The sequence below is a fragment of the Leclercia pneumoniae genome, from assembly GCF_017348915.1.
In the GTDB taxonomy this organism is placed as follows: Bacteria; Pseudomonadota; Gammaproteobacteria; order Enterobacterales; family Enterobacteriaceae; genus Enterobacter; species Enterobacter pneumoniae.
On the sequence record NZ_CP071383.1, the window covers coordinates 3,008,297 to 3,029,402 of the forward strand.

Genomic DNA, 21,106 nt, shown 5'->3' on the forward strand with positions numbered 1-21,106 from the left:
TTATTCCGCCTCTTCCTCTTTTTCCGGTTTAGCGGATTCGTTTTTGGCGTTGCGGGTCATCCACAGCGCCAGCGCTTTTAATGAATCCGGCGTGAACTCATCGCAACGCGCGGTGATCTCTTCCGGCGTCATCCAGCTGACTTCACTCACCTCTTCTTCCTGAAGCGCAAACGGCCCGTGAGAGACGCAGCTGAACAGCCCACCCCAGACGCGGCAGTTGTCGTCTTCGAAGTAGAACTGGCCATGCTCGGCGAAGGGCACGCCGGCAATACCTAACTCCTCTTCCGCTTCACGACGTGCGGAGTCGAGCAGCACTTCATCGGCCTGAACCACGCCACCGGCGGTCGCATCAAGCATACCCGGCATAAAATCTTTCGTTTCGGTACGGCGCTGGACCAGAATTTTACCCATCCCATCATGCACGACGATGTAGGTTGCGCGATGACGCAAGCGCTGCGCCCGCATCTGTTCGCGGCTCGCCTGCGCTATCACCTCATTGTCTTCGCTGACAATATCAACCCACTCTGTACTTGCCAAATGACTCTGCTCCACCATCGGGGAAACCTTCTCTTCATAGCGCTCTCGCGGCGCGTTTACGGTTGAGGTGTAAATTACGGATTAATCGTTGTCTGCGCAATAACCTGACCATTATTCAGCGCCATAACGCACAAATGGTCTCCTTCAAGCCAGCCATAGCTCGCCGGGAATCCCCCTTTCGGGATACTAACGGAGCCGGGATTGAAATGGATGATATCCTCCCGCGCCTCCGCCACTGGAATATGAGTATGACCATAAACCAGCACATCGCCAGCGTTCAGCGGCGGCTGTTTATCGGGGCCAAAAAGGTGACCGTGGGTCAAAAACAGACGGCGATTTTCCAGCAAAATTTGCTGCCACGGGGCGGTGATGGGGAACTGGAGCAACATCTGATCGACTTCGCTGTCGCAATTGCCGCGTACGGCAATAATGCGCGAGGCAAACGCGTTCAGACGTTCGGCGACCTGCGCCGGGGCATAGCCTTCCGGCAGCGCGTTGCGCGGACCGTGGTTAAGCACATCACCCAGGATAATCAACCAGTTCGCCCCGCTTTGTGTGAAACGTTCAAGGATCTGTTCGGTTGCGGGCAGCGAGCCGTGGATATCTGAGGCAAACATCAGCTTCATTGATAACTCCTTCTAAAAACCACGGCCTATCTTACCTTATTCAGCCAGCCTTATCAGCCCGGACGCTTCGCGGAAAGGGCCACATAACGCTGCACGGACGCGCGCTGCCACTGGAACGCGGCATAGTCTGCCAGACGCGGCGGCACCTCATCACCATTCAGTATCAGACGGTTAAGCATCAGCGCCAGATCGGTATCCGCAATACACCATTCGCCAAACAAATTCTGATGCCCCTGAGCCAACAAGGTGCTCGCGGTATCGATAAGTTTACCCGCCGCGCTTTGCGCCCCGGTGCTCAGCGGCGGTTTCTTAGCCCCGGCGAACACCACATCGGTGGCGCGCTCTTCGCGTATTGGACCGAGATCGCTACGTAACCAGGCTTGAATTTGCCGCGCCCGGGCGCGTTTTTGCAGATCATGAGGATAGATTCGCTCCCACTCCGGCGGGGCAAATCGTTCCTCAAGGTATTCATCGATGGCCGACGACTCGCTCAGCTCAAAACCGTCGATCTCCAGCACGGGTACCCGGCGGGTTAACGCATAGCCCTGCCACCGGGGATTTAAGTGCTCCCCCTTATCGAGACTCACGGTCTTCAGGGTAAACGGCAGCCCTTTCTCTGCCAGCGCAACGTAAACGCTCATCACGTAAGGGGAAAAGAAATCCGCATCGGACCACAAAGTTATTGCAGGTTGATTCATAGGATGCTCACTGGCTGTAGGGTTTTCATCCAACATATAGTCTGTCGGCCTCTCTGTCACCTGATGAAAAATCACGATGTAGCATCACCACCTATACTCGATCCAGTGCCGTAAAAATGTAGCGACAGGAGTGGAGATGATTGACCTCTATTACGCCCCGACCCCTAACGGACATAAGATCACCCTTTTTCTGGAAGAGGCGCAGCTAGATTACCAATTGATTCGGGTGGATATCAGCCGGGGAGAGCAGTTTCGCCCTGAGTTTCTGGCCCTCTCACCCAACAATAAAATCCCCGCCATCGTGGATAACGATCCCGAGGATGGTGGCCAGCCGTTAAGCCTGTTTGAATCGGGAGCGATCCTGCTTTATCTGGCAGAAAAGTCAGGCACGTTACTGAGCGGGGAGTTGCGCGAGCGGCATGTTACCTTGCAGTGGCTTTTCTGGCAGATGAGCGGATTAGGGCCGATGCTGGGACAAAACCACCATTTCAACTACCATGCACCGCAGCCGATCCCCTATGCCATCGAGCGTTATCAGGTGGAAACGCAGCGGCTTTATAACGTGCTTAACAAGCGGCTGGAAAAAACACCGTGGCTGGCGGGCGATCACTATAGCATCGCCGATATCGCCTGTTGGCCCTGGGTGAACGAGCACGTACGTCAGCGCGTAGACCTGGCGACATGGCCTGCGGTCAACAACTGGTTTGAACGCATACGTACGCGCCCGGCAACCCAACGCGCCCTGTTAAAAGCGTAATAGAAGCAGGCGTTTTCCGATGAATCCTCATGTATCATGTTGCGGAAAATGACACGGAGGAAGCCTGCAATGTCCCAACACGACGCAATAATCAGAATCAAAAATTTACGCCTGCGTACCTATATTGGTATTAAAGAGGAAGAGCGCGCTAATCGTCAGGATATCGTCATCAATGTGACCATTCACTATCCTGCCGATAAAGCGCGCGCCAGCGAAGATATTAACGACGCGCTGAACTACCGCACCATTACCAAGAGCATCATTCAGCTGGTCGAGAATAACCGCTTCTCATTGCTCGAAAAATTAACTCAGGATGTGCTCGATCTCGCACGCGAACATCACTGGGTCACCTATGCTGAAGTCGAAATCGATAAACTTCATGCGCTGCGCTACGCCGACTCCGTCTCTATGACGTTAAGCTGGCAACGCTAAGCGCAACCCTGGAGGTTGTATGCAGATTCTGTTAACCGGCGGAACCGGCCTGATTGGCCGTCATCTGATCCCCCGCTTGCGCCAGCTGGGCCATGAGATCACGGTGGTGACGCGCAGCCCGGAAAAAGCACGGCAGGTACTGGGTAGCGATATTACCCTCTGGAAAGGGCTGGCTGAACGGCAGAATCTCGACGGCTTCGACGCCGTCATCAACCTCGCGGGTGAGCCTATCGCCGACAAACGCTGGACTGAACAGCAGAAACAGCGTTTATGTAACAGTCGCTGGCAAATTACCCAGCGGCTGGTTGACCTGTTCAAGGCCAGCAATACACCGCCGTCGGTCCTGATTTCCGGGTCGGCCACGGGCTATTATGGCGATTTGGGTGAAGTGGTCGTTACCGAAGAAGAGCCCCCGCATAACGAATTTACCCACAAACTTTGCGCCCGCTGGGAACAGATAGCCTGCGGTGCGCAAAGCGATTCCACCCGCGTCTGCCTGCTTCGCACCGGCGTGGTCCTGGCCCCGAAGGGCGGGATCCTGGCGAAAATGCTGCCGGTATTCAAGCTCGGCCTCGGCGGGCCGATTGGCAATGGACGGCAATATCTGGCGTGGATCCACGTCGATGATATGGTCAACGGTATTCTGTGGCTGCTGGATAACGATCTGCGCGGCCCGTTCAATATGGTCTCGCCTTACCCGGTGCGTAATGAGCAGTTTGCCCACGCGCTCGGTCATGCGCTGCATCGCCCGGCGGTGGTTCGCGCTCCGGCCACGGCGGTGCGCCTGATGATGGGAGAGTCCGCTGTGCTGGTATTAGGCGGCCAGCGCGCTCTGCCGAAGCGGCTGGAGGCGGCTGGCTTTGCGTTCCGTTGGTTTGACTTAGAAGATGCGCTGGGAGATGTGGTAGGTTAAGCGTAGCGGCCGGTTATGGTACTGTTATTCGCCTGTTTCCCTGCAAGGGCATGACTATGGCGATCATTACCACTCCCCGGCTCTCCCTCTCCCCGTTCGAACCCTCTGACTGGCCCTTTTTTCGCGCCCTGCGTGAAGATCCGGCGATAATGCGCTACATGGCCGCCATTGCCCCTGAGAAAGAGACGCAGCGCCTGTTTGCGCTGCGCCTGACATCGAAACATCTCTTTGTGATTCGCCGCCATGACGATCCCACCCCGCTGGGGGACATCGGCCTACAAATCAGCGACCACCATCCTGAAGAGGCGGATATCGGTTATACCATCGTGCCCCAGGCGCAAGGCCAGGGCTACGCCAGCGAGGCGCTTCAGGCGGTCTGTGACTATGGGTTTACCCAGGCCGGCGTGAAGGCGGTCAATGCTTATGTACTGGCGGATAACGGCGGTTCAGTGCGGGTGCTTGAGAAAGCCGGGTTTGTCCGGACCCAGGTGCTGGAAAAAGCTTACGAGATTGATGGCGTGCGGTATGACGATTGGGTGTATCGGCTGGAGCCTGATGCGGCCAATTCCCCTCTCCCGTAAAGAGAGAGGAGAAAGCAAAAGGCTACTTCAACGAGCCTTTCAGGAACTGCTGCAAGCGGGCGCTCTGGGGGTTACCTAATACCTCGTCCGGATGCCCCTGCTCTTCGATCTTTCCCTGATGCAGGAAGATAACGTGGTTAGAGACGTTACGCGCAAAGCCCATCTCGTGCGTCACCACCACCATCGTTTTTCCCTCTTCGGCAAGCTGCTGCATAATACGCAGCACTTCGCCCACCAGCTCCGGATCCAGCGCGGAGGTGGGTTCATCGAACAGCAGCACTTCCGGTTCCATTGCCAGCGCGCGGGCAATAGAGACACGCTGCTGTTGGCCCCCTGACAGATGTACCGGGTATTTAATTTGCTGGCGCTCGTCGATACCCACCTTGGCGAGGTATTTTTCCGCACGCTTGCGCGCGTCTTGTTTGCTTAAGCCCAGCACCTGAATCGGCGCTTCCATCACGTTCTCGAGCACCGTCATGTGGCTCCAGAGGTTAAAGTGCTGGAACACCATCGTCAGGCGCGTACGCAGCATCCGCAGCTGATGCTTATCCGCCACCTTCAGCTGGCCGTCTTTATCACGTACCAGGTTGATGTTCTCGCCGCTGACCACAATAGAGCCTTCGCTCGGCTTTTCGAGGAAGTTGATGCAGCGCAGGAAGGTACTTTTACCCGAGCCGGATGAGCCGATAATGCTAATTACATCGCCGGCATTCGCCTGGAGCGATACCCCTTTCAGCACTTCATGTTCGCCGTAGCGTTTGTGCAAATCGGTAACGTTTAATTTGTTCTCAGCCATCATATTCTCAGTGCGTCGAAGTAGGTTTGATATGCTGTAACCAGCGCTTCTCCGCCTTGCGGAAGAGGCTAATCAGGACATACGAAATCATCAGATACAACACGGCCGCGATGCCGAACGCGGTAAAGGGCTGATAGGTCGCGGAGTTAATATCCCGGGCGATTTTCAGCAGATCCGGTACGGTGGCAGTAAATGCCAGTGCGGTGGAATGCAGCATCAGGATCACTTCGTTGCTGTAGGCAGGCAGCGCGATACGCAGGGCCGACGGCAGAATAATGCAACGATAAAGTTTCACCGAGGAGAAGCCATAAGCCCGCGCCGCCTCGATTTCACCATGGGGCACCGAACGGATGGCACCGGCAAAGATCTCGGTGGTGTAGGCACAGGTATTCAGCGTCAATGCCAGTACCGTACAGTTCAGGCCGCTACGGAAAAAGGCGTTTAACATTTCGGTGCCTTTTACAATCTCCAGCGTATACATGCCGGAGTAGAACACCAGCAGCTGCACGTACAGCGGCGTACCACGAAAAATGTAGGTAAACAGCCAGATCGGGAAGCGGATGAATTTATTGTTTGATACCCGGCCAATGGCGAGAAACACCGCCAGGATACCGCCCATCACCACGGATGAAATCAGCAGCCACAGGGTGATGGCCACGCCGGTAAAGCGATAGCCGTCGGTCCAGAGCAGCGATTTCCAGTACTCCTGAATAATCTCGATCACAGGTCAGCCCTCTTCACACCCACGGAGTAGCGACGTTCGAGCAGCAGCAGTACACCATTGGAGACGGTGGTAAAAACCAGATAGATAACGCCACAAACAATGGCGAAGTAGAACGGCTCCCACGTGCTTTTGCCCGCCAACTGGGTGGCTTTCACAACATCTTCCAGGCCCAGCAACGAGACCAGCGCCGTGGCTTTGAGGATCACCTGCCAGTTGTTACCAATGCCCGGCAACGCAAAGCGCATCATGGCCGGAAACATAATGCGACGGAAGGTCTGAGAGGAGGTAAAGCCGAAGGCGGTGGCCGCCTCGATATGGCCTTTGGGTACCGCGAGATAGGCGCCGCGGAACGTTTCCGTAAAGTAAGCACCGTAAATGAAACCGAGGGTGATGATACCCGCCACCATAGGATCAATATCGATCTGCCCCATGCCTATGGCATCGGTCACGCCGTTTAGCGCAATCTGCAGGCCGTAGAAAATCAACAGCATCAGTACGAGGTCAGGTACACCGCGAATAAGTGTGGTATAGCCTTCGAAAATCAACGCCAGCGCGCGATTTGCCGAAAGTTTTGCCCCCGCGCCCGCCAGGCCTATCAGCACGGCCAGCACCACGGAACTGAGAGCCAGTTCCAGGGTGACCAGCGCGCCTTGTAGAATAACGCCAGAAAATCCGTACAGCATACAGCCTGCCCTGTCGTGAGTGTGGTCAACCGTGTCTTTTCCCCTCCCGAAGCGGGAGGGGGCGCACGTTATTTAGCGGGGCTTAACCGCCGTATACGTCGAAATCAAAGTACTTTTTGGCGAGTTTTTCATAGGTGCCGTCGGCACGCATCTCTGCAAAGGCTTTGTTCAGCGCTTCACGCAGCTCGTTATCTTCTTTGCGCAGCCCCATACCGGTGCCGACGCCGAAGAGCTTCTCATCCTTAATGGACGGGCCGCCGAACTTATACTCTTTTCCGACCGGCTGCTTCAGGAAACCTTCGCTGGCCGCAACTTCATCCTGGAAGGCGGCATCGATACGGCCCGCAGTCAGGTCGGCGTAGATGTTCTCCTGGCCCTGATACGAGACGATTTCAATCCCTTTTGGCGCCCAGTGTTCGTTACCGTAGGTCTCCTGAGTGGTCCCCTGCAGCACACCTACGCGTTTACCTTTCAATGACTCAACGGTCGGCTGGATATCGGAGGATTTGGCCACCACCAGACGGGAATCGGCTGCATAGAGTTTGTCGGTAAAGGCAATCTCTTGCTGACGTTTTTCGGTGATGGAGAGTGACGACATGATGACGTCGATTTTCTTCGCTTTCAGCGACGGAATCAGCGCGTCCAGCGGGTTTTCAACATAAGAACATTGTGCTTTGATCCGTTTGCACAGCTCATTCGCCAGATCGATGTCAAAACCGACCAGTTCACCCTTCGCATTCTTCGATTCGAACGGGGCATAAGTTGGGTCCGTACCGATACGAATTTTTTGCGGAATTGCTGCAAATGCCGCGGTGGCGCTGGAAAAGGCCAGAACCAGAGAAAGTGACAATACCAATTTTTTCATATCTATCCTCAACAAACTGTCTTTTTACGGGTTTTCTACGTCGACGGGGTGTAAGTAATGTGCCATTAATCCACGCGACAAGGCAAAAGAATATGCTCGCCTTGCGCCAAAAAGTGCATCATTACTGCTTAATTATTCACTTTATAACCAGCCGGGCACGGAACATGCACTCTTCTGGTTCACGCACACCCGTCATGCACCATAATGACCCACCATTATGGTGCATTCGCTTAAAGCCGATTAATCACCGTAGACATTGAAGTCGAAGTATTTTTTCGCCAGTTTGTCGTAAGTCCCATCTTTGCGCAGGTCGTCGAAGGCTTTATCGAAGGCCGCTTTCAGCTCAGTATCGTCCTTACGCAGGCCAATACCGGTACCGTCACCAAAGTATTTTTTGTCTTTAACCGATGGGCCTGCAAAAGCAAACTCTTTGCCCGCTGGCTGTTTCAGGAAGCCTTCGCTGGCCGCAACTTCATCCTGGAATGCCGCATCAAGACGGCCCGCCGACAGGTCAGAGTAAATCAGATCCTGGTTCTGGTAGGCCACCACATCGACCCCCTTCTCACGCCAGTTGGCATTAGCGTAACCTTCCTGCGTCGAGCCCTGCAGCACGCCCACATGCTTGCCTTTCAGCGAGTCGATGGTCGGCTGTACGGGTGAGCCTTTTGCGGCAATCAGACGCGAATCTGCTGCGTAGAGTTTTTCAGAAAACGCGATCTCCTGCTGGCGCTTCTCAGTAATGGAGAGCGACGAGATAATCGCGTCAATTTTCTTGGCTTTGAGGGACGGGATCAGCGCATCGAAATCGCTGCCTACCCAGGTACATTTCACAGACATGCGTTTGCACATCTCATTCCCCAGATCGATATCAAACCCGACGAACTCCCCTTTCGCATCTTTAGATGAGAATGGCGCATAGGTCGCATCGGTACCGATACGTACGGTTTGCGGAAGCGCTGCGTAGCTCCCTGCGGCCGCGCTTAATCCCACCAGCAAAGACAGAGCCAGAACCGTCTTCTTCATACATTTACCCTCAAGTATCGTGATTTTATTATCTGTTGTGTTGTGTGTTGCAGGCATTGTCTTGCAGGTCTTATGCCATTTTGACGTCGGTATAAAAATTCAACGTTTAATATGTTAATGAAAGGTTGCAAGAATGCCTTAATGGTGAAAGATAGCAGGTCTGCCAAACGAACCGCAGCGAGGAGAGGGCAAAAAAGGAATTAAATGTTGAGGATATGATCGCTGTTGCATAATTGCCCTGAAACAGGGCAACACGGTGTTTTATCGCACTCAGCCAGTGCACATTTTTAGCTACCCTGCCAGCGGGTAAAAAGATCGGCAGGCAGTTCAATGTCGAACTGATCGATCACGCGATTAACCGTTTGATTGATCACGTCATCCAGACTTTGTGGGCGATGGTAGAACGCCGGCACCGGCGGCATAATCACCGCGCCCAGTTCTGCCGCCTGAGTCATCAGACGCAGATGCCCCAGATGCAGCGGCGTTTCACGTACGCACAACACCAGCGGACGACGTTCTTTTAGCACTACATCGGCCGCACGGGTCACCAGGGTGTCGGTGTAGCTGTTCACGATGCCAGACAAGGTCTTAATCGAACAGGGCAGTATGACCATTCCCGATGTTTTAAACGAGCCGGAAGAGATGGTGGCGGCGATATCACGGGCGTCATGAATGACGTCGGCCAGAGACTGAACGTCGCGCAGAGAGAGGTCTGTTTCAAGGGAGAGGGTTTGGCGCGCCGCCTGGCTCATTACCAGATGGGTTTCCACGTCCGGCACGTTACGCAGCACCTGCAGTAAACGCACACCGTATATGGCACCGCTGGCACCTGAGATCCCTACTATCAGTCGTTTCATGATTTTCGCCCTTTCCAGTTCAGGGCTGACTGTGCAGGATTTTGCGAGGAGTTGCAAGCGAGGGCCACTGCCCTCGCTTGCTTCGGCGATTAGCCTTCGTTATGCATCTCTAAGCTTTCAAGATCGTTCTGCATCTGAACCGCTTTCGCGTCGTCATTTCGCAGGGAATCGAGATAGTCGAGATACTGCTGATCGACATCTTTCGTGACGTAAATACCATTGAATACTGAGCATTCAAACTGCTGAATATCCGGATTTTCCGCACGCACCGCCTCGATGAGATCGTTGAGATCCTGGAAAATCAGGCCGTCCGCGCCGATGATCTGGCGAATTTCGTCCACTTCACGACCGTGGGCAATCAGCTCGTTCGCCGTTGGCATGTCGATACCGTAGACGTTCGGGAAGCGGATTTCCGGCGCAGCAGAGGCCAGATAGACCTTCTTCGCTCCGGCTTCACGGGCCATCTCGATAATCTGCTCAGAGGTCGTGCCGCGTACAATAGAGTCATCAACCAGCAGCACGTTTTTATCGCGGAACTCAGCGCGGTTGGCGTTGAGCTTACGGCGCACGGATTTACGGCGCAGGTGCTGGCCTGGCATGATAAAGGTACGACCCACGTAGCGGTTTTTCACAAAACCCTGACGATAGGGTTTGCCCAGAATACGTGCCATCTCCAGTGCGATATCGCAGGAGGTCTCCGGGATGGGGATCACCACGTCGATATCCAGATCTTCCCACTCACGCGCAATCTTCTCGCCAAGCTTGGTTCCCATATTCACACGGGCGCTGTAGACGGAGATTTTATCGATGAAGGAGTCTGGACGCGCGAAGTAAACATACTCGAACAGACACGGATTGCTGACCGGATTATCCGCACACATGCGGGTGAACAGCTGCCCTTTCTCGGTGATGTAAATCGCTTCGCCTGGCGCGACATCGCGCAGGAATTCAAAGCCCAGGGTATCCAGCGCCACGCTCTCAGAGGCCACCATGTATTCGGTACGGCCGTCGCCCATGTCACGTTTACCCAGCACCAGCGGGCGGATACCGTTCGGGTCGCGGAAGGCAACCATACCGTGGCCGATAATCATCGCTACGCAGGCATAAGCACCACGGATCAGACGGTTAGTGGCAGCCACGGCAGCAAAAATGTTATCTGCTTCAAGCGGATAGTGACGGAAGTTGTCCAGTTCACTGGCAAAAATATTCAGCAGAATTTCAGAATCAGAAGTGGTGTTAATGTGGCGACGCTTCTCTTCAAACAGCTTCTGGCGTAACTCGTGCGCGTTGGTCAGGTTGCCGTTGTGAGCAAGCGTGATGCCATACGGGGAGTTTACATAGAAAGGCTGTGCTTCAGAGGCGCTGGAACTACCAGCGGTAGGATAACGAACGTGACCAATACCCATATTACCTTGCAGACGCTGCATATGGCGGGCTTCAAACACATCGCTTACCAGGCCATTCGCCTTACGTAAACGGAAGCAGTTATTTGCATCAATGGTGATGATACCCGCAGCATCCTGCCCACGGTGCTGAAGCACCGTTAACGCGTCATAAATCGACTGGTTTACCGGCATGAAACCGGCGATACCGACAATACCGCACATTCGTCTTTTCCTCGTTAAGCCACATCTCAGAACCGATCAGGTTCTGGGCAAGAAACTCGACGAGCTTTGCAGATAGTCAAAGAACCATCTGATGATGAAACTGAATTGTGGAATCAGCTGCGATTTCTGCCAGTCTTCACTTTTTGAGAACCCGGTAAAGGTATCAAGGAAGAACAGTATCGCCGCCACAATCAGCGCGCCTCGCAATGCCCCAAAACAGATGCCGAGCACCCTGTCCGTACCTGACAGACCGGTTTTCTCGACCAGCTGACCTATCACATAATTGACGATAGCGCCGACAATCAACGTCGCGATAAACAGTACCGCGATGGCGATTCCGTTTCGGACCAGTTCATCTTCAAAGCCCGTGAACCAGACAGACAGGTAAGTGTAGTAATGACTGGCAACGAAGAAGGCACAGCCCCAGGTTACCAGCGATAACGCTTCACGAACAAAGCCACGGATCAGGCTAACCAGACAGGAAAAACCAATCACCGCAATGATGGCGTAATCAATCCAGACCATATATGTCCCACGATTTAACGCCCTGTCATCCAGTTCGGGGCGAATTCTAACAGAAAAAGAAAACGTTTGCGTAGGGATTTCCTTCCCATGCGTAAATAAAAAAGGCGTTGAAAAAATAGTCAACGCCTGTGGCGGGTTACGTCTCTGCGGACGGATGCCCCGGCCCTTATCGGTTAAGAAACGGGCCTATAGCGCGCGTCAGTTCGCGCTATAATTCATCACCACACCGCTCAATCCTGAGAGCTGATTGAGTTCCCCCAGCGAGCCTTTTAGCTTCTCTTTTGAGGCATCAGGCCCGACGAGAATACGGGTGATTTTACCTTGTACCGGTGTACCAGGTGAAGTGTAAGCGCGATACCCCGCGCCACGGAGTTTGGCAACGATCTCGTTAACCTTATCCGCATTTTTCAGCGCGCCGAGCTGCACCACATACGCTTTGCCAGTCGGTGCGGGCTTCTCTTCCGCCGCCGGTTTCGCTGGAGGCGTTTCCGTGGCTGCGGCCAGTTGGTCGCGAGTATTATCACGCTGCGGCTTCGGCTGCGGTTTCTCGGCAGGCTTCGGTTTTTGTACCGACTTTGGCGCAGGCTGTTCAGCCTGTACCGGCACGGGATCCAGTTCGCCATTATTACTGGCGGCCATGCGCGCAGGATCTATTGACGGCGCAGCGGCATCGCCCGCCTGTACCTCTTCTGCGGCGCCTTCAGGCGGCTGAGCAGGCAGGGCCTGCGTCGCGGCAGGCAGCATATCCGGCTCATCACGGTCGCCAGGTTTTGGTACCAGCGGGATCGCCGCGAACTCATCCTGATAATGTTTTTTCTGCCCGTCGAGCAGCCCCGGGAGGATGATCACCCCCAGCGCTACCAGCACAATGGTTCCTGCTAAACGGTTCTGAAACTTACTTGCCACCGGTTCTCCCCGCGTCCATCACTTCCATGACATGTGCCACCGTGTGGAACGACCCACACACCAGCACGGTATCTTCTGGTCTGGCATCGGCCATGGCTGCATGCCAGGCCTGCTCCACGCTATCAAAGCGTTTGCCTTCGCCGAGGTGTTCCGTCAGCTGTTCGGCAGACGCGCCGCGTGGACCTTCCAGAGGAGCACAATACCAGCTATCGACCGCACTCTCCATGCAGGCCAGCGTCCCCGCAATGTCTTTATCATGAAGCATACCGATAACCGCCAGGACACGCCCGGTTTTTGGCAAGCTTTTGAGACGTCCTGCGAGGTACGCCGCAGCGTGGGGGTTATGGGCGACGTCAAGTATCACGCGCGGTGCGTCACTGACAATCTGAAAACGTCCCGGCAGTATGGCATGCTGAACGCCCTCCCGAATAGCCTGCTCGCTAACAGCCAACCCACTGGCTCGCAGCGCAGCAAGCGCGGTGGCGGCGTTCGGCTGCGGCACCTGCGGTAGCGGCAAGTTTTCGAGCACGCCCTTCGCGTCGCTAAAGCGCCAGTCGTGTTCGCTCACGGCATAATGCCAGTCAACGTCACGGCGCAGCAGCGTGGCGCCCTTCTCCTGAGCCACATCGGCGATGGTATGCGGCATATCGGGCTCCCCCACTACGGCAGGTTTGCCGGCGCGGAAAATACCCGCTTTTTCGCGGCCAATGCTTTCGCGATCCGGACCAAGCCAGTCGACATGGTCCAGCGCGATGCTGGTCACCACGGCCACATCCGCATCCACCATATTGGTGGCATCCAGACGGCCGCCGAGACCCACTTCCAGAATGACGACGTCAAGCTGCGCCTGCTTAAACAGCCACAGGGCCGAGAGCGTTCCGTACTCGAAGTAGGTTAATGAGATATCACCGCGCGCAGCCTCGATCTCGGCAAATGAAACGGTGTGGGCTGCTTCAGTGAGCTCCTGATTCTGTACGCGCACGCGCTCTGTGTAACGTACCAGGTGCGGGGAGCTGTACACCCCCACTTTGTAGCCGGCGGCCATCAGCACCGCTTCCAGCGTACGGCAGGTCGTGCCCTTACCGTTAGTTCCTGCGACGGTAAAGACAAAAGGGGCCGGTTTCAGAACATCAAGGCGCGCCGCCACCTGACTCACACGGGCAAGGCCCATGTCGATGGTTTTACTGTGCAGGTTTTCCAGATAAGAAAGCCACGCGGCCAGAGGCGACGTGGCTTGAGGGATTGGGTTCTTTTCCATGATGCGCACTTTTCAGTTACGGTGAGAAAGCAAAAGGGCAGCGCCGTCTGGCCCTGCCCTTTGCAGTTATCAGGCCTCGGGTTCCTGATGCGGTACGACCACGCCTTCGCGCGGCTCATCCGGAGACGGCGATGGCAGATTCATCAGCTTCGCCAGGATGCTTGCCAGTTTCAGGCGCATTTCCGGGCGGCGGACGATCATGTCGATAGCGCCTTTCTCGATAAGGAATTCACTGCGCTGGAAGCCCGGCGGCAGTTTTTCACGTACCGTTTGTTCGATAACACGCGGACCGGCAAAACCGATCAGCGCTTTAGGTTCAGCCACGTTCAGGTCGCCCAGCATTGCAAAGCTCGCTGATACGCCGCCCATGGTCGGGTCAGTCAGGACGGAGATGTACGGCAGTCCACGCTCCTGCATTTTAGCCAGTGCCGCAGAGGTTTTCGCCATCTGCATCAGTGACATCAGCGCTTCCTGCATACGCGCCCCGCCGGAGGCGGAGAAGCAGATCAGCGGGCAGTTGTCTTCCAGCGCCTGCTCAACGGCACGCACGAAGCGCGCGCCCACGACAGAACCCATCGAGCCGCCCATAAAGGCGAACTCAAACGCCGCCGCGACAACCGGCATCTCGTGCAGCGTGCCTTTCATCACAACCAGGGCGTCTTTCTCGCCGGTCTCTTTCTGTGCAGAGGCCAGACGATCTTTGTATTTCTTGGAGTCACGGAACTTCAGCACGTCTTTCGGCTCAAGTTCGCTACCCAGTTCTACCAGAGATCCCTCATCCAGCAAGCTATGCAGGCGGTTACGCGCCGACATACGCATGTGATGGTCGCACTTCGGACAGACCTCAAGATTACGCTCGAGCTCGGCGCGGTACAGGACCTGACCGCAGCTGTCACACTTGGTCCACACCCCTTCAGGAATACTCGCCTTGCGGGTGGGGGTTATGTTGCTTTTAATTCGTTCAATCCAGCTCATTGATAACCTTTCTGCCTGAACCTGGTTCTATGCCAGTTTTGCTGTAAGGGGCGCATAATGCCATTTTTGCCCCCAACAGACCATGAATGTTGCACATTAAAACATAACAGCCCGAAACTTTGGACAAAAAAGTGGTCGAACCGCTAATGCGCCTTTACTTCGCTTGCTTTGCCGCCGCGCGTCGGTGACGAATAATCTCAATCACGCCCGGCAGGATGGACACCACAATTATCCCAACGATCAGGAGCTTAAGGTTTTCCTGAATCATCGGAATGGTGCCAAAGAAATAACCCGCGTAAGTAAAGCTGAGCACCCACAACAGGGCCCCCGTCACGTTATAGAGGGCAAAATGACGGTAGGACATATGCCCCATCCCCGCAACAAAGGGCGCAAACGTCCTGACGATAGGCACGAATCGCGCGAGGATAATGGTTTTTCCGCCGTGCTTCTCGTAAAACGCGTGGGTTTTATCCAGATAGCTGCGACGGAAAATTTTCGAGTTCGGGTTACTGAATAACCGCTCGCCGAACAACCGCCCTATAGTGTAGTTCAGCGCATCGCCGACGATAGCGGCAATCAGCATTAGCACCACCATCAGGTGAACGTTCAGATCGTTGGTCCCAAGCGACGCCAGCGCGCCCGCGACAAACAGCAGCGAATCGCCCGGTAAAAACGGCGTCACCACCAGCCCGGTTTCACAAAACAGGATCACAAACAGAATGGCATACACCCAGACGCCGTATTGCGCCACCAGTTCAGCCAGGTGAACATCAATATGCAGAATGAAATCAATCAGAAAGCGAATTAAATCCATATTGTCTTAGCCTTAATTGCACATGCGCTTAGTCCGCTAAAAACAGCGGTCCCATTGGCGGCTTCGGTAGGTCAAAATGGTCCGGATAATCCACAGAGACCAGATACAGCCCTTCCGCTTTCGCCGTTGCTGCCGCCAGCGTTCTGTCCTTTGCCGCTAACAGCTCTGCAATCCAGCTCTCCGGCTGGTGTCCGGCACCCACTTCCATCAGGCTGCCTGTAATATTCCGCACCATATGATGTACAAAGGCATTGGCTTTGATGTCCACCACCACATACGCGCCATAACGACTGACGTTAATGTGCATCACGTTACGCCACGGTGTGCGCGACTGGCACTGCACCGCACGGAACGAGGTAAAATCATTTTCACCCAGCAAACTCTGGGCCGCGCGATGCATACGATCGGCATCCAGCGGCTCATAGTAATGGGTCACTCCCTGGCCTAAGACCGCGGGGCGAAGACGCTGATTGTAGATGATGTAGCGATAACGGCGCGCGGTTGCGCTAAAGCGCGCGTGAAAATCATCCGGCACATCTTTCACCCAACGCACCGCGATGTCACCAGGTAAATTCGCATTTACACCCAGCGTCCATGCCGCGTCTTTACGCACCGCAGTAGTGGTGAAATGCACTACCTGGCCCGTGCCATGCACCCCCGCATCGGTACGACCGGCACAGAAGACGCTGATGGGTTCATTCGCCACCTGAGAGAGCGCTTTTTCCAGCTTTTCCTGGACGCTGCGCACCTCATTCTGGCGCTGCCAGCCATAATATTTACTGCCATCGTACTCAATGCCGAGGGCAATCTTATGTACTGGCTTGTGTTCCACTTCTGACATCAGTACAGATACTCCTGCACCAGTTTTTCGGCGATCTTCACCGCCATCAGCGCGCCGCCGAAACGGACGTTATCGGCAACCGACCAGAACTGTACCTGTTCCGGCATGCCGTAATCGTTACGCACACAGCCTACGGAAAGATGCCCGTTGCCCGTCGCGTCGCCGACCTGCGTCGGGAACTCACTCTCTTCGCTCAGGACAATATCCTCGCCGCGCGCAAAGGCATCGCGGGCCTCTTCTGCCGCCAGCGGGCGCAGCGCTTCGAAGTTCACCATCTGAGCGTGGCCGTAGAAGACCGGCGACTGCACGCAGCTGGCGGAGATCATCAGCCCTTCGTCCTGCATAATTTTGCGGGTTTCATCGACAATACGGCGCTCATCAGCCACGCTACCTTCCCGATCCGGCAGGAGTGGCAACATATTGAAAGCCAGCTGACGTCCAAAGAAATCGTCTTCGTCGACAGGAATACCGTTCAGTAGCTTCGCGCTCTGCCCCGCCAGGGCATCCACCGCTTTTTTACCCCGCGCGGAGGCGGAGAGCAGGCTGGTAACGGTGATGCGCGATAAGCCGCCATCGTCGATCAGCGGTTTCAGCGCGGTAAGCAACTGGCTGGTAAGGCTGTTCGGCACGGCAATGATGTTGCGATTGCGATAGTCGGCCAGCACAAAGGGGTTAACATCCGGCACGACCAGCGGGACATCGGGTTCAAGGGCAAACAGACCGCTCAGGTCAATGACCAGACAGCCCGCATTGGTCGCCTCTTCGGCGTAGGCTGCGCTGGCTTCAACGCCCGCGGCGAAGAAGGCCAGTTGGGCCTGGGTCCAGTCGAACTGCGCGGCATCCTGTACCATCACCGATTTACCGGCAAAGCGCAGATACTCCCCCGCGCTCTCGGTACGCGCCAGGGCAAAGATCTCACCCACTGAGAACTGACGCTCGGCAAGCGTTTCAAGCAGGGCTTCGCCCACGGCACCCGTGGCGCCCAGTATGGCAATGTTCCAGCCTTCAGACATGGTGGTTTACTCCAGAAAAAAGCGTCCCTGCCGGGATCGCCGACAGGGAGCATAAAGAAGATATTAACGTACCGGATGATGAACGGCGTTGAAACCCAGCTTATGCAGCATGGACGCGGCATTGGCGTCATCACACATGATATACAGGGAAGACCATTCGCGACGCTCATGGTAATGCTTGCGCAGCTTGTCAAACTCACCCGGAATACCCGCCACTTTACGCAGCAGCGCGTCATCGCGGCGCACATCATACACTAAATGGACCAGCCTTTTTAGCGTCGACTCATCGAATGGGCCATGCAGCGTCAGGCGGCCGAACTCAGGCGTCGGCAGCAGCGTGTCGAGCGCCACCTGCTGCGCCTGGCCAATGAAGGCGCTGTAGGCCTCAAAGACCTGGGTGGTGCCGCGCGCTTTCCCCTCAAGGGTGTAGCCTGCAATGTGCGCGGTGCCAATATCCACCTTCGCCAGTAATTCGACGTTGAGATCCGGCTCCGGCTCCCACACGTCCAGTACCACGCTCAGATCCTGTCCGGCGTCGAGACGGTTCAGGAGCGCGGCGTTATCCACGACCGGCCCGCGACAGGCGTTAATCAGAATAGTGCCAGGCTTAAGGGCGCGGAGGAGTGCGTCGTCGACGAGATGCAGCGATTTATAAGGACCATCTTTGAAGAGCGGGGTATGGAAAGTCAAAACGTCACACTCTGCCACCAGCTGCTCCAGCGAATGGAACTCGCCTTCGTCACCCCGATCGGCACACGGCGGATCGCAAAGCAGCGTACGTATGCCTAGCGCCTCAAGGCGTTTTTGCAGGCGACCGCCTACATTCCCCACCCCGATAATGCCCACGGTGCGATCGCGCAGGGCAAAGCCGTCGCGTTCGGCCAGCATTAAGAGAGCGGAAAAGACATACTCCACCACTGCGATGGCATTACAGCCGGGGGCGGCAGAAAAGCCAATACCGGCCTGTTTCAGCCATGTATCATCCACATGATCGGTGCCTGCTGTTGCGGTGCCGACAAATTTCACCGGCTTACCGGCCAGTAACGCCTCATTCACCTTCGTTACCGAGCGCACCATCAGGGCGTCCGCGTCGTCCAGTTCCGCGACGGGGATGGGGCGACCAGCAACCGCTTTTACATCGCCCAGACGGCTGAAAAGCTCACGCGCGTAAGGCATATTTTCATCAACGAGGATTTTCACGGCTGAGTACCTGTTTGAGAGGAAGAAAACCTGCCAAGTGTGCCATAATCTCGCCGCCAGGCATACACGTAAACCCGGTTTACGGTGAGTAATGACTTTAAGGATTGATAGACGATGCAGCCCATTTCAGGCACGCCGCCGCGCCCTCCGGGTGAAGGCCCCGTAGCCCCTTCGAACGTTGGCGAACAGCCTCTCTCCACGCAGCAGCGCACCGTGCTGGAGCGCCTTATTACGCGTCTTATTGCGCTAACATCGCAACAAAACGCGGAGGTCTGGGCCGGGGTTAAGCATGATCTGGGGCTGAAGAACGATACTCCGTTGCAATCGCGCCACTTCCCTGCGGCCGAACAGAATCTCAACCAGCGCCTTAACGCTGCGCAGCAGAATCACACTACGCGTCAGATGGTGTCACAACTGACGGAGTTGTTAAGCCAGGGGAATAACCGCCAGGCGGTGAGTGATTTTATTCGCCATGAGTTCGGACACACGGCGCTAAGCCAGTTGACGCCGGAGCAGCTAAAGACGGTGCTGACGCTTTTACAGAACAAAGAGCTGACCATCCCTCAGCCGCAACAGCGGCCCGCGACGGAACGTCCGCTTCAGCCTGCCGAGCACAACACCCTTAAACAGATGGTCACCCGGCTGGCTGCCGCTACCGGCGAGCCAACGAAGCTTATCTGGCAGTCGATGCTGGAGCTTTCAGGGGTGAAGGCGGGAGAGCTCATCCCGGCGAAACAGTTCACCCATCTGGTTACCTGGCTGCAGGCGCGCCAGACGCTGAATGCCCAGAGTGCGCCAACGCTGCACACGGTGCAGGCCGCGCTGAAACAGCCACTGGAGCCACAGGAGTTCGAGACGATACGCGACTATGCCCAGCAGAACTGGCAGGCGACGCCGCAAACGGTGCTGACGACCGCTCAGGTGCAGGATATCCTGAACCAGATCTTTGTTCGCCGTGCCGAACGTGAGAGCGGCGTGCCAGAGGCTCGCAATATTCAGCCTATTTACAGCCCGCTGTTTGCCCCGGTTGTAGAGACCTTCCGAACGCTGTCTGCACGTCCGGGATTGATGTTTGTGGCGCTGATGGTCGCGCTGGCGCTGTTCTGGCTGGTGGTCTGACAGGCTTCTCCTCAAGGATGAGGAGATCCCCCGGCAGCGAGCTACCCTTTACGAAATGCCAGCAGCGTAACGACAATCCCCACGACGGCTGAAACGGCCCCTGCCAGAAATACCGACGGATAACCCATCGAGGTTGCCAGTAGCCCTGCCAGCGGGCCGGTTACGCCGTACGAGATATCCTGAAACGCCGCATAACCACCCAGTGCCGTGCCGCGCACCTGCGGCGCCACACGCTTCACCACTTCTACGCCCAGCGCCGGGAAGATGAGCGAACAACCGCAGCCGGTTAGCGCCGCCCCGAGGAGCGCAACCGAAGCCACCGGCGCTTGCCACAACAGCAGCAGACCTGCCGTCTCGATCGCCAGCGACGCGACGGCAACCTTCACCCCGCCAAAGCGATCCGGCATCCAGCCAAAAAGCACGCGCATCAGTACAAAAGCTCCGCCAAACGCCGTCAGGGTAAAGCCCGCCATTGCCCAGCCGCGGCTCATAAAGTAGAGCGACACGAAGGTCCCAATAACGGCGAATCCCACTCCCTGCAACGCCAGCCCCAGACCTGGCTGCCAGATCTGCCCGACTACGCTCCATAGCGACGGTCGCTCGCCTTTATGGGCAGGCACCTTTCGTACCGGGCCGTTAAAGGCCCAGGCCAGCAATGGCAGTAGCATGGTGGTGCCGGCCAGCGCAGCAAAACCAAAATGGCTGTGAATCAGCAGACCCAGCGGCGCACCCGCCGCCAGAGCACCGTAGATAGCCATACCGTTCCAGGACATCACTTTCCCGGAGCGCGCAGGGCCAACCAGCCCCATTCCCCAGGTGAGGGTCCCGGTCAGAAGCTGGCTTTCACCAAAGCCCAGAATAAGGCGACCTACAATGAGCAGCGCGAATTTCACCACTGCATCCACCGGCAGTAGCGCCGCCAGCAGCCAGGCACCGCCGGCCAGTCCACAGGCAAACATCCCCTGTAACGCCGAACGTTTGGCGCCATGCTGATCCGCCAGTCGCCCGGCGTAGCCACGGGTTAGTACGGTAGCTAAAAACTGAACACCCACGGCAATGCCGACCAAAGTATTGCCGTAGCCCAGCTCCTGGTGAACAAACAGGGGGATCACCGGTAGCGGCAAGCCGACGGTCATGTAGGTGAGAAACACCGCGAAGGCGATGCGAAACAGCGAGACATTCGCTGAAGAGGTTTCTTGTTGGGTTACTGCTGTCATGCTTTACTCCGAAATGAAGAGTAAGGCGGGGAGAAATGCCACGCCCCCTCTACCTGACGATCAGGATTAAGGTGCGTTGGTTGACGTTAAACGCTTACGCATTACCGTGATGATAATGTTGAGCCAGGAAGTTTGCCTG

At 56.0% G+C, this 21,106-nt stretch carries 24 protein-coding genes; 5 read left to right on the top strand and 19 right to left on the bottom strand.

Annotated elements, in window-relative coordinates:
* From yfcD to yfcF, 3 genes are read right to left on the bottom strand one after another with little or no spacing between them, the layout of a single operon-like run.
* The gene (yfcD, locus tag JZ655_RS14570; RefSeq protein ID WP_040074653.1) at window positions 1-555 is read right to left on the bottom strand and encodes an NUDIX hydrolase YfcD; all 555 of its coding nucleotides are present in this window, start codon (window positions 553-555) and stop codon (window positions 1-3) included.
* Between the two features lie 56 nt (window positions 556-611).
* The gene (gene yfcE / locus JZ655_RS14575; protein ID WP_046884678.1) at window positions 612-1,163 is read right to left on the bottom strand and encodes a phosphodiesterase; all 552 of its coding nucleotides are present in this window, start codon (window positions 1,161-1,163) and stop codon (window positions 612-614) included.
* Between the two features lie 53 nt (window positions 1,164-1,216).
* Window positions 1,217-1,861, bottom strand: a complete 645-nt coding sequence (gene yfcF / locus JZ655_RS14580) for a glutathione transferase (RefSeq protein WP_046884921.1) — start codon at window positions 1,859-1,861, stop codon at window positions 1,217-1,219.
* 136 nt (window positions 1,862-1,997) lie between these two features.
* Between yfcF and yfcG the strand changes: the two genes are divergently transcribed.
* From yfcG to JZ655_RS14600, 4 genes are all read left to right on the top strand, one after another.
* Window positions 1,998-2,618 (top strand): GSH-dependent disulfide bond oxidoreductase, encoded by a 621-nt coding sequence (gene yfcG, locus JZ655_RS14585; protein WP_046884677.1) that lies wholly within the window; start codon window positions 1,998-2,000, stop codon window positions 2,616-2,618.
* 69 nt (window positions 2,619-2,687) lie between these two features.
* A complete protein-coding gene (folX, locus tag JZ655_RS14590) occupies window positions 2,688-3,050 on the top strand; it encodes a dihydroneopterin triphosphate 2'-epimerase (RefSeq protein WP_040074650.1) in 363 nt (120 codons plus the stop codon).
* A gap of 19 nt (window positions 3,051-3,069) precedes the next feature.
* Window positions 3,070-3,963: a TIGR01777 family oxidoreductase gene (locus tag JZ655_RS14595; protein WP_046884676.1), complete on the top strand. Its 894-nt coding sequence runs from the start codon at window positions 3,070-3,072 to the stop codon at window positions 3,961-3,963.
* A gap of 56 nt (window positions 3,964-4,019) precedes the next feature.
* The gene (locus JZ655_RS14600) at window positions 4,020-4,544 is read left to right on the top strand and encodes a GNAT family N-acetyltransferase (protein ID WP_046884675.1); all 525 of its coding nucleotides are present in this window, start codon (window positions 4,020-4,022) and stop codon (window positions 4,542-4,544) included.
* A gap of 22 nt (window positions 4,545-4,566) precedes the next feature.
* Here JZ655_RS14600 and hisP read toward each other — a convergent pair whose 3' ends face one another.
* The 15 genes from hisP to pdxB all read right to left on the bottom strand — a co-directional run bounded on the left by hisP (window position 4,567) and on the right by pdxB (window position 18,631).
* Window positions 4,567-5,340: a histidine ABC transporter ATP-binding protein HisP gene (hisP, locus tag JZ655_RS14605; RefSeq protein WP_040074647.1), complete on the bottom strand. Its 774-nt coding sequence runs from the start codon at window positions 5,338-5,340 to the stop codon at window positions 4,567-4,569.
* A gap of 7 nt (window positions 5,341-5,347) precedes the next feature.
* Window positions 5,348-6,064, bottom strand: coding sequence for a histidine ABC transporter permease HisM (gene hisM / locus JZ655_RS14610; RefSeq protein WP_040074646.1), 717 nt, complete (start codon window positions 6,062-6,064; stop codon window positions 5,348-5,350).
* Window positions 6,061-6,747: a histidine ABC transporter permease HisQ gene (locus tag JZ655_RS14615; protein ID WP_040074645.1), complete on the bottom strand. Its 687-nt coding sequence runs from the start codon at window positions 6,745-6,747 to the stop codon at window positions 6,061-6,063. The genes hisM and JZ655_RS14615 overlap by 4 nt, the downstream gene beginning before the upstream one ends.
* 82 nt (window positions 6,748-6,829) lie before the next feature.
* Window positions 6,830-7,612 carry a histidine ABC transporter substrate-binding protein HisJ gene (gene hisJ / locus JZ655_RS14620; protein ID WP_207292154.1) on the bottom strand — a complete coding sequence of 261 codons (783 nt, stop codon included), beginning with the start codon at window positions 7,610-7,612 and terminating at the stop codon, window positions 6,830-6,832.
* Window positions 7,613-7,852: 240 nt separating this feature from the next.
* A complete protein-coding gene (gene argT, locus JZ655_RS14625) occupies window positions 7,853-8,635 on the bottom strand; it encodes a lysine/arginine/ornithine ABC transporter substrate-binding protein ArgT (RefSeq protein WP_040074643.1) in 783 nt (260 codons plus the stop codon).
* Window positions 8,636-8,922: 287 nt separating this feature from the next.
* Window positions 8,923-9,492 (bottom strand): UbiX family flavin prenyltransferase, encoded by a 570-nt coding sequence (locus JZ655_RS14630; RefSeq protein WP_040074642.1) that lies wholly within the window; start codon window positions 9,490-9,492, stop codon window positions 8,923-8,925.
* A gap of 89 nt (window positions 9,493-9,581) precedes the next feature.
* Window positions 9,582-11,099 carry an amidophosphoribosyltransferase gene (purF, locus tag JZ655_RS14635; protein WP_040074641.1) on the bottom strand — a complete coding sequence of 506 codons (1,518 nt, stop codon included), beginning with the start codon at window positions 11,097-11,099 and terminating at the stop codon, window positions 9,582-9,584.
* 36 nt (window positions 11,100-11,135) lie between these two features.
* Window positions 11,136-11,624, bottom strand: coding sequence for a colicin V production protein (gene cvpA, locus JZ655_RS14640; RefSeq protein ID WP_040074640.1), 489 nt, complete (start codon window positions 11,622-11,624; stop codon window positions 11,136-11,138).
* 198 nt (window positions 11,625-11,822) lie between these two features.
* A complete protein-coding gene (gene dedD / locus JZ655_RS14645) occupies window positions 11,823-12,530 on the bottom strand; it encodes a cell division protein DedD (protein WP_046884673.1) in 708 nt (235 codons plus the stop codon).
* The gene (folC, locus tag JZ655_RS14650; RefSeq protein WP_207292155.1) at window positions 12,520-13,788 is read right to left on the bottom strand and encodes a bifunctional tetrahydrofolate synthase/dihydrofolate synthase; all 1,269 of its coding nucleotides are present in this window, start codon (window positions 13,786-13,788) and stop codon (window positions 12,520-12,522) included. Before folC ends, dedD begins: the two co-directional genes overlap by 11 nt.
* A gap of 69 nt (window positions 13,789-13,857) precedes the next feature.
* The gene (gene accD, locus JZ655_RS14655) at window positions 13,858-14,763 is read right to left on the bottom strand and encodes an acetyl-CoA carboxylase, carboxyltransferase subunit beta (RefSeq protein ID WP_040074637.1); all 906 of its coding nucleotides are present in this window, start codon (window positions 14,761-14,763) and stop codon (window positions 13,858-13,860) included.
* Window positions 14,764-14,917: 154 nt separating this feature from the next.
* On the bottom strand, window positions 14,918-15,577 hold the full coding sequence (locus JZ655_RS14660) for a DedA family protein (protein WP_207292156.1): 660 nt from the start codon (window positions 15,575-15,577) through the stop codon (window positions 14,918-14,920).
* A 28-nt stretch (window positions 15,578-15,605) separates the two neighbouring features.
* Window positions 15,606-16,418 carry a tRNA pseudouridine(38-40) synthase TruA gene (gene truA / locus JZ655_RS14665; protein ID WP_046884671.1) on the bottom strand — a complete coding sequence of 271 codons (813 nt, stop codon included), beginning with the start codon at window positions 16,416-16,418 and terminating at the stop codon, window positions 15,606-15,608.
* Window positions 16,418-17,431 carry an aspartate-semialdehyde dehydrogenase gene (locus tag JZ655_RS14670; protein WP_040074633.1) on the bottom strand — a complete coding sequence of 338 codons (1,014 nt, stop codon included), beginning with the start codon at window positions 17,429-17,431 and terminating at the stop codon, window positions 16,418-16,420. Before JZ655_RS14670 ends, truA begins: the two co-directional genes overlap by 1 nt.
* 63 nt (window positions 17,432-17,494) lie before the next feature.
* Complete coding sequence (gene pdxB / locus JZ655_RS14675; RefSeq protein WP_207292157.1) at window positions 17,495-18,631, bottom strand: 4-phosphoerythronate dehydrogenase PdxB; 1,137 nt, start codon at window positions 18,629-18,631, stop codon at window positions 17,495-17,497.
* 114 nt (window positions 18,632-18,745) lie between these two features.
* On the opposite strand from pdxB, the gene flk reads away from it, so the two are divergent.
* Window positions 18,746-19,750 carry a flagella biosynthesis regulator Flk gene (gene flk / locus JZ655_RS14680; RefSeq protein ID WP_040074631.1) on the top strand — a complete coding sequence of 335 codons (1,005 nt, stop codon included), beginning with the start codon at window positions 18,746-18,748 and terminating at the stop codon, window positions 19,748-19,750.
* A gap of 41 nt (window positions 19,751-19,791) precedes the next feature.
* Here flk and JZ655_RS14685 read toward each other — a convergent pair whose 3' ends face one another.
* Window positions 19,792-20,967 (bottom strand): MFS transporter, encoded by a 1,176-nt coding sequence (locus tag JZ655_RS14685; RefSeq protein ID WP_207292158.1) that lies wholly within the window; start codon window positions 20,965-20,967, stop codon window positions 19,792-19,794.
* Window positions 20,968-21,106: the final 139 nt, after the last annotated feature.

Coding starts and splice junctions, on each gene's coding strand:
- yfcD (WP_040074653.1), bottom strand. CDS start 555: ATGGTGGAGCAGAGTCATTTGGCAAGTACAGAGTGGGTTGATATTGTC.
- hisJ (WP_207292154.1), bottom strand. CDS start 7,612: ATGAAAAAATTGGTATTGTCACTTTCTCTGGTTCTGGCCTTTTCCAGC.
- truA (WP_046884671.1), bottom strand. CDS start 16,418: ATGTCAGAAGTGGAACACAAGCCAGTACATAAGATTGCCCTCGGCATT.
- JZ655_RS14630 (WP_040074642.1), bottom strand. CDS start 9,492: ATGAAACGACTGATAGTAGGGATCTCAGGTGCCAGCGGTGCCATATAC.
- cvpA (WP_040074640.1), bottom strand. CDS start 11,624: ATGGTCTGGATTGATTACGCCATCATTGCGGTGATTGGTTTTTCCTGT.
- hisP (WP_040074647.1), bottom strand. CDS start 5,340: ATGGCTGAGAACAAATTAAACGTTACCGATTTGCACAAACGCTACGGC.
- JZ655_RS14660 (WP_207292156.1), bottom strand. CDS start 15,577: ATGGATTTAATTCGCTTTCTGATTGATTTCATTCTGCATATTGATGTT.
- yfcG (WP_046884677.1), top strand. CDS start 1,998: ATGATTGACCTCTATTACGCCCCGACCCCTAACGGACATAAGATCACC.
- JZ655_RS14600 (WP_046884675.1), top strand. CDS start 4,020: ATGGCGATCATTACCACTCCCCGGCTCTCCCTCTCCCCGTTCGAACCC.
- JZ655_RS14615 (WP_040074645.1), bottom strand. CDS start 6,747: ATGCTGTACGGATTTTCTGGCGTTATTCTACAAGGCGCGCTGGTCACC.
- yfcF (WP_046884921.1), bottom strand. CDS start 1,861: ATGAATCAACCTGCAATAACTTTGTGGTCCGATGCGGATTTCTTTTCC.
- folC (WP_207292155.1), bottom strand. CDS start 13,788: ATGGAAAAGAACCCAATCCCTCAAGCCACGTCGCCTCTGGCCGCGTGG.
- folX (WP_040074650.1), top strand. CDS start 2,688: ATGTCCCAACACGACGCAATAATCAGAATCAAAAATTTACGCCTGCGT.
- yfcE (WP_046884678.1), bottom strand. CDS start 1,163: ATGAAGCTGATGTTTGCCTCAGATATCCACGGCTCGCTGCCCGCAACC.
- JZ655_RS14685 (WP_207292158.1), bottom strand. CDS start 20,967: ATGACAGCAGTAACCCAACAAGAAACCTCTTCAGCGAATGTCTCGCTG.
- argT (WP_040074643.1), bottom strand. CDS start 8,635: ATGAAGAAGACGGTTCTGGCTCTGTCTTTGCTGGTGGGATTAAGCGCG.
- purF (WP_040074641.1), bottom strand. CDS start 11,099: ATGTGCGGTATTGTCGGTATCGCCGGTTTCATGCCGGTAAACCAGTCG.
- flk (WP_040074631.1), top strand. CDS start 18,746: ATGCAGCCCATTTCAGGCACGCCGCCGCGCCCTCCGGGTGAAGGCCCC.
- JZ655_RS14670 (WP_040074633.1), bottom strand. CDS start 17,431: ATGTCTGAAGGCTGGAACATTGCCATACTGGGCGCCACGGGTGCCGTG.
- accD (WP_040074637.1), bottom strand. CDS start 14,763: ATGAGCTGGATTGAACGAATTAAAAGCAACATAACCCCCACCCGCAAG.
- JZ655_RS14595 (WP_046884676.1), top strand. CDS start 3,070: ATGCAGATTCTGTTAACCGGCGGAACCGGCCTGATTGGCCGTCATCTG.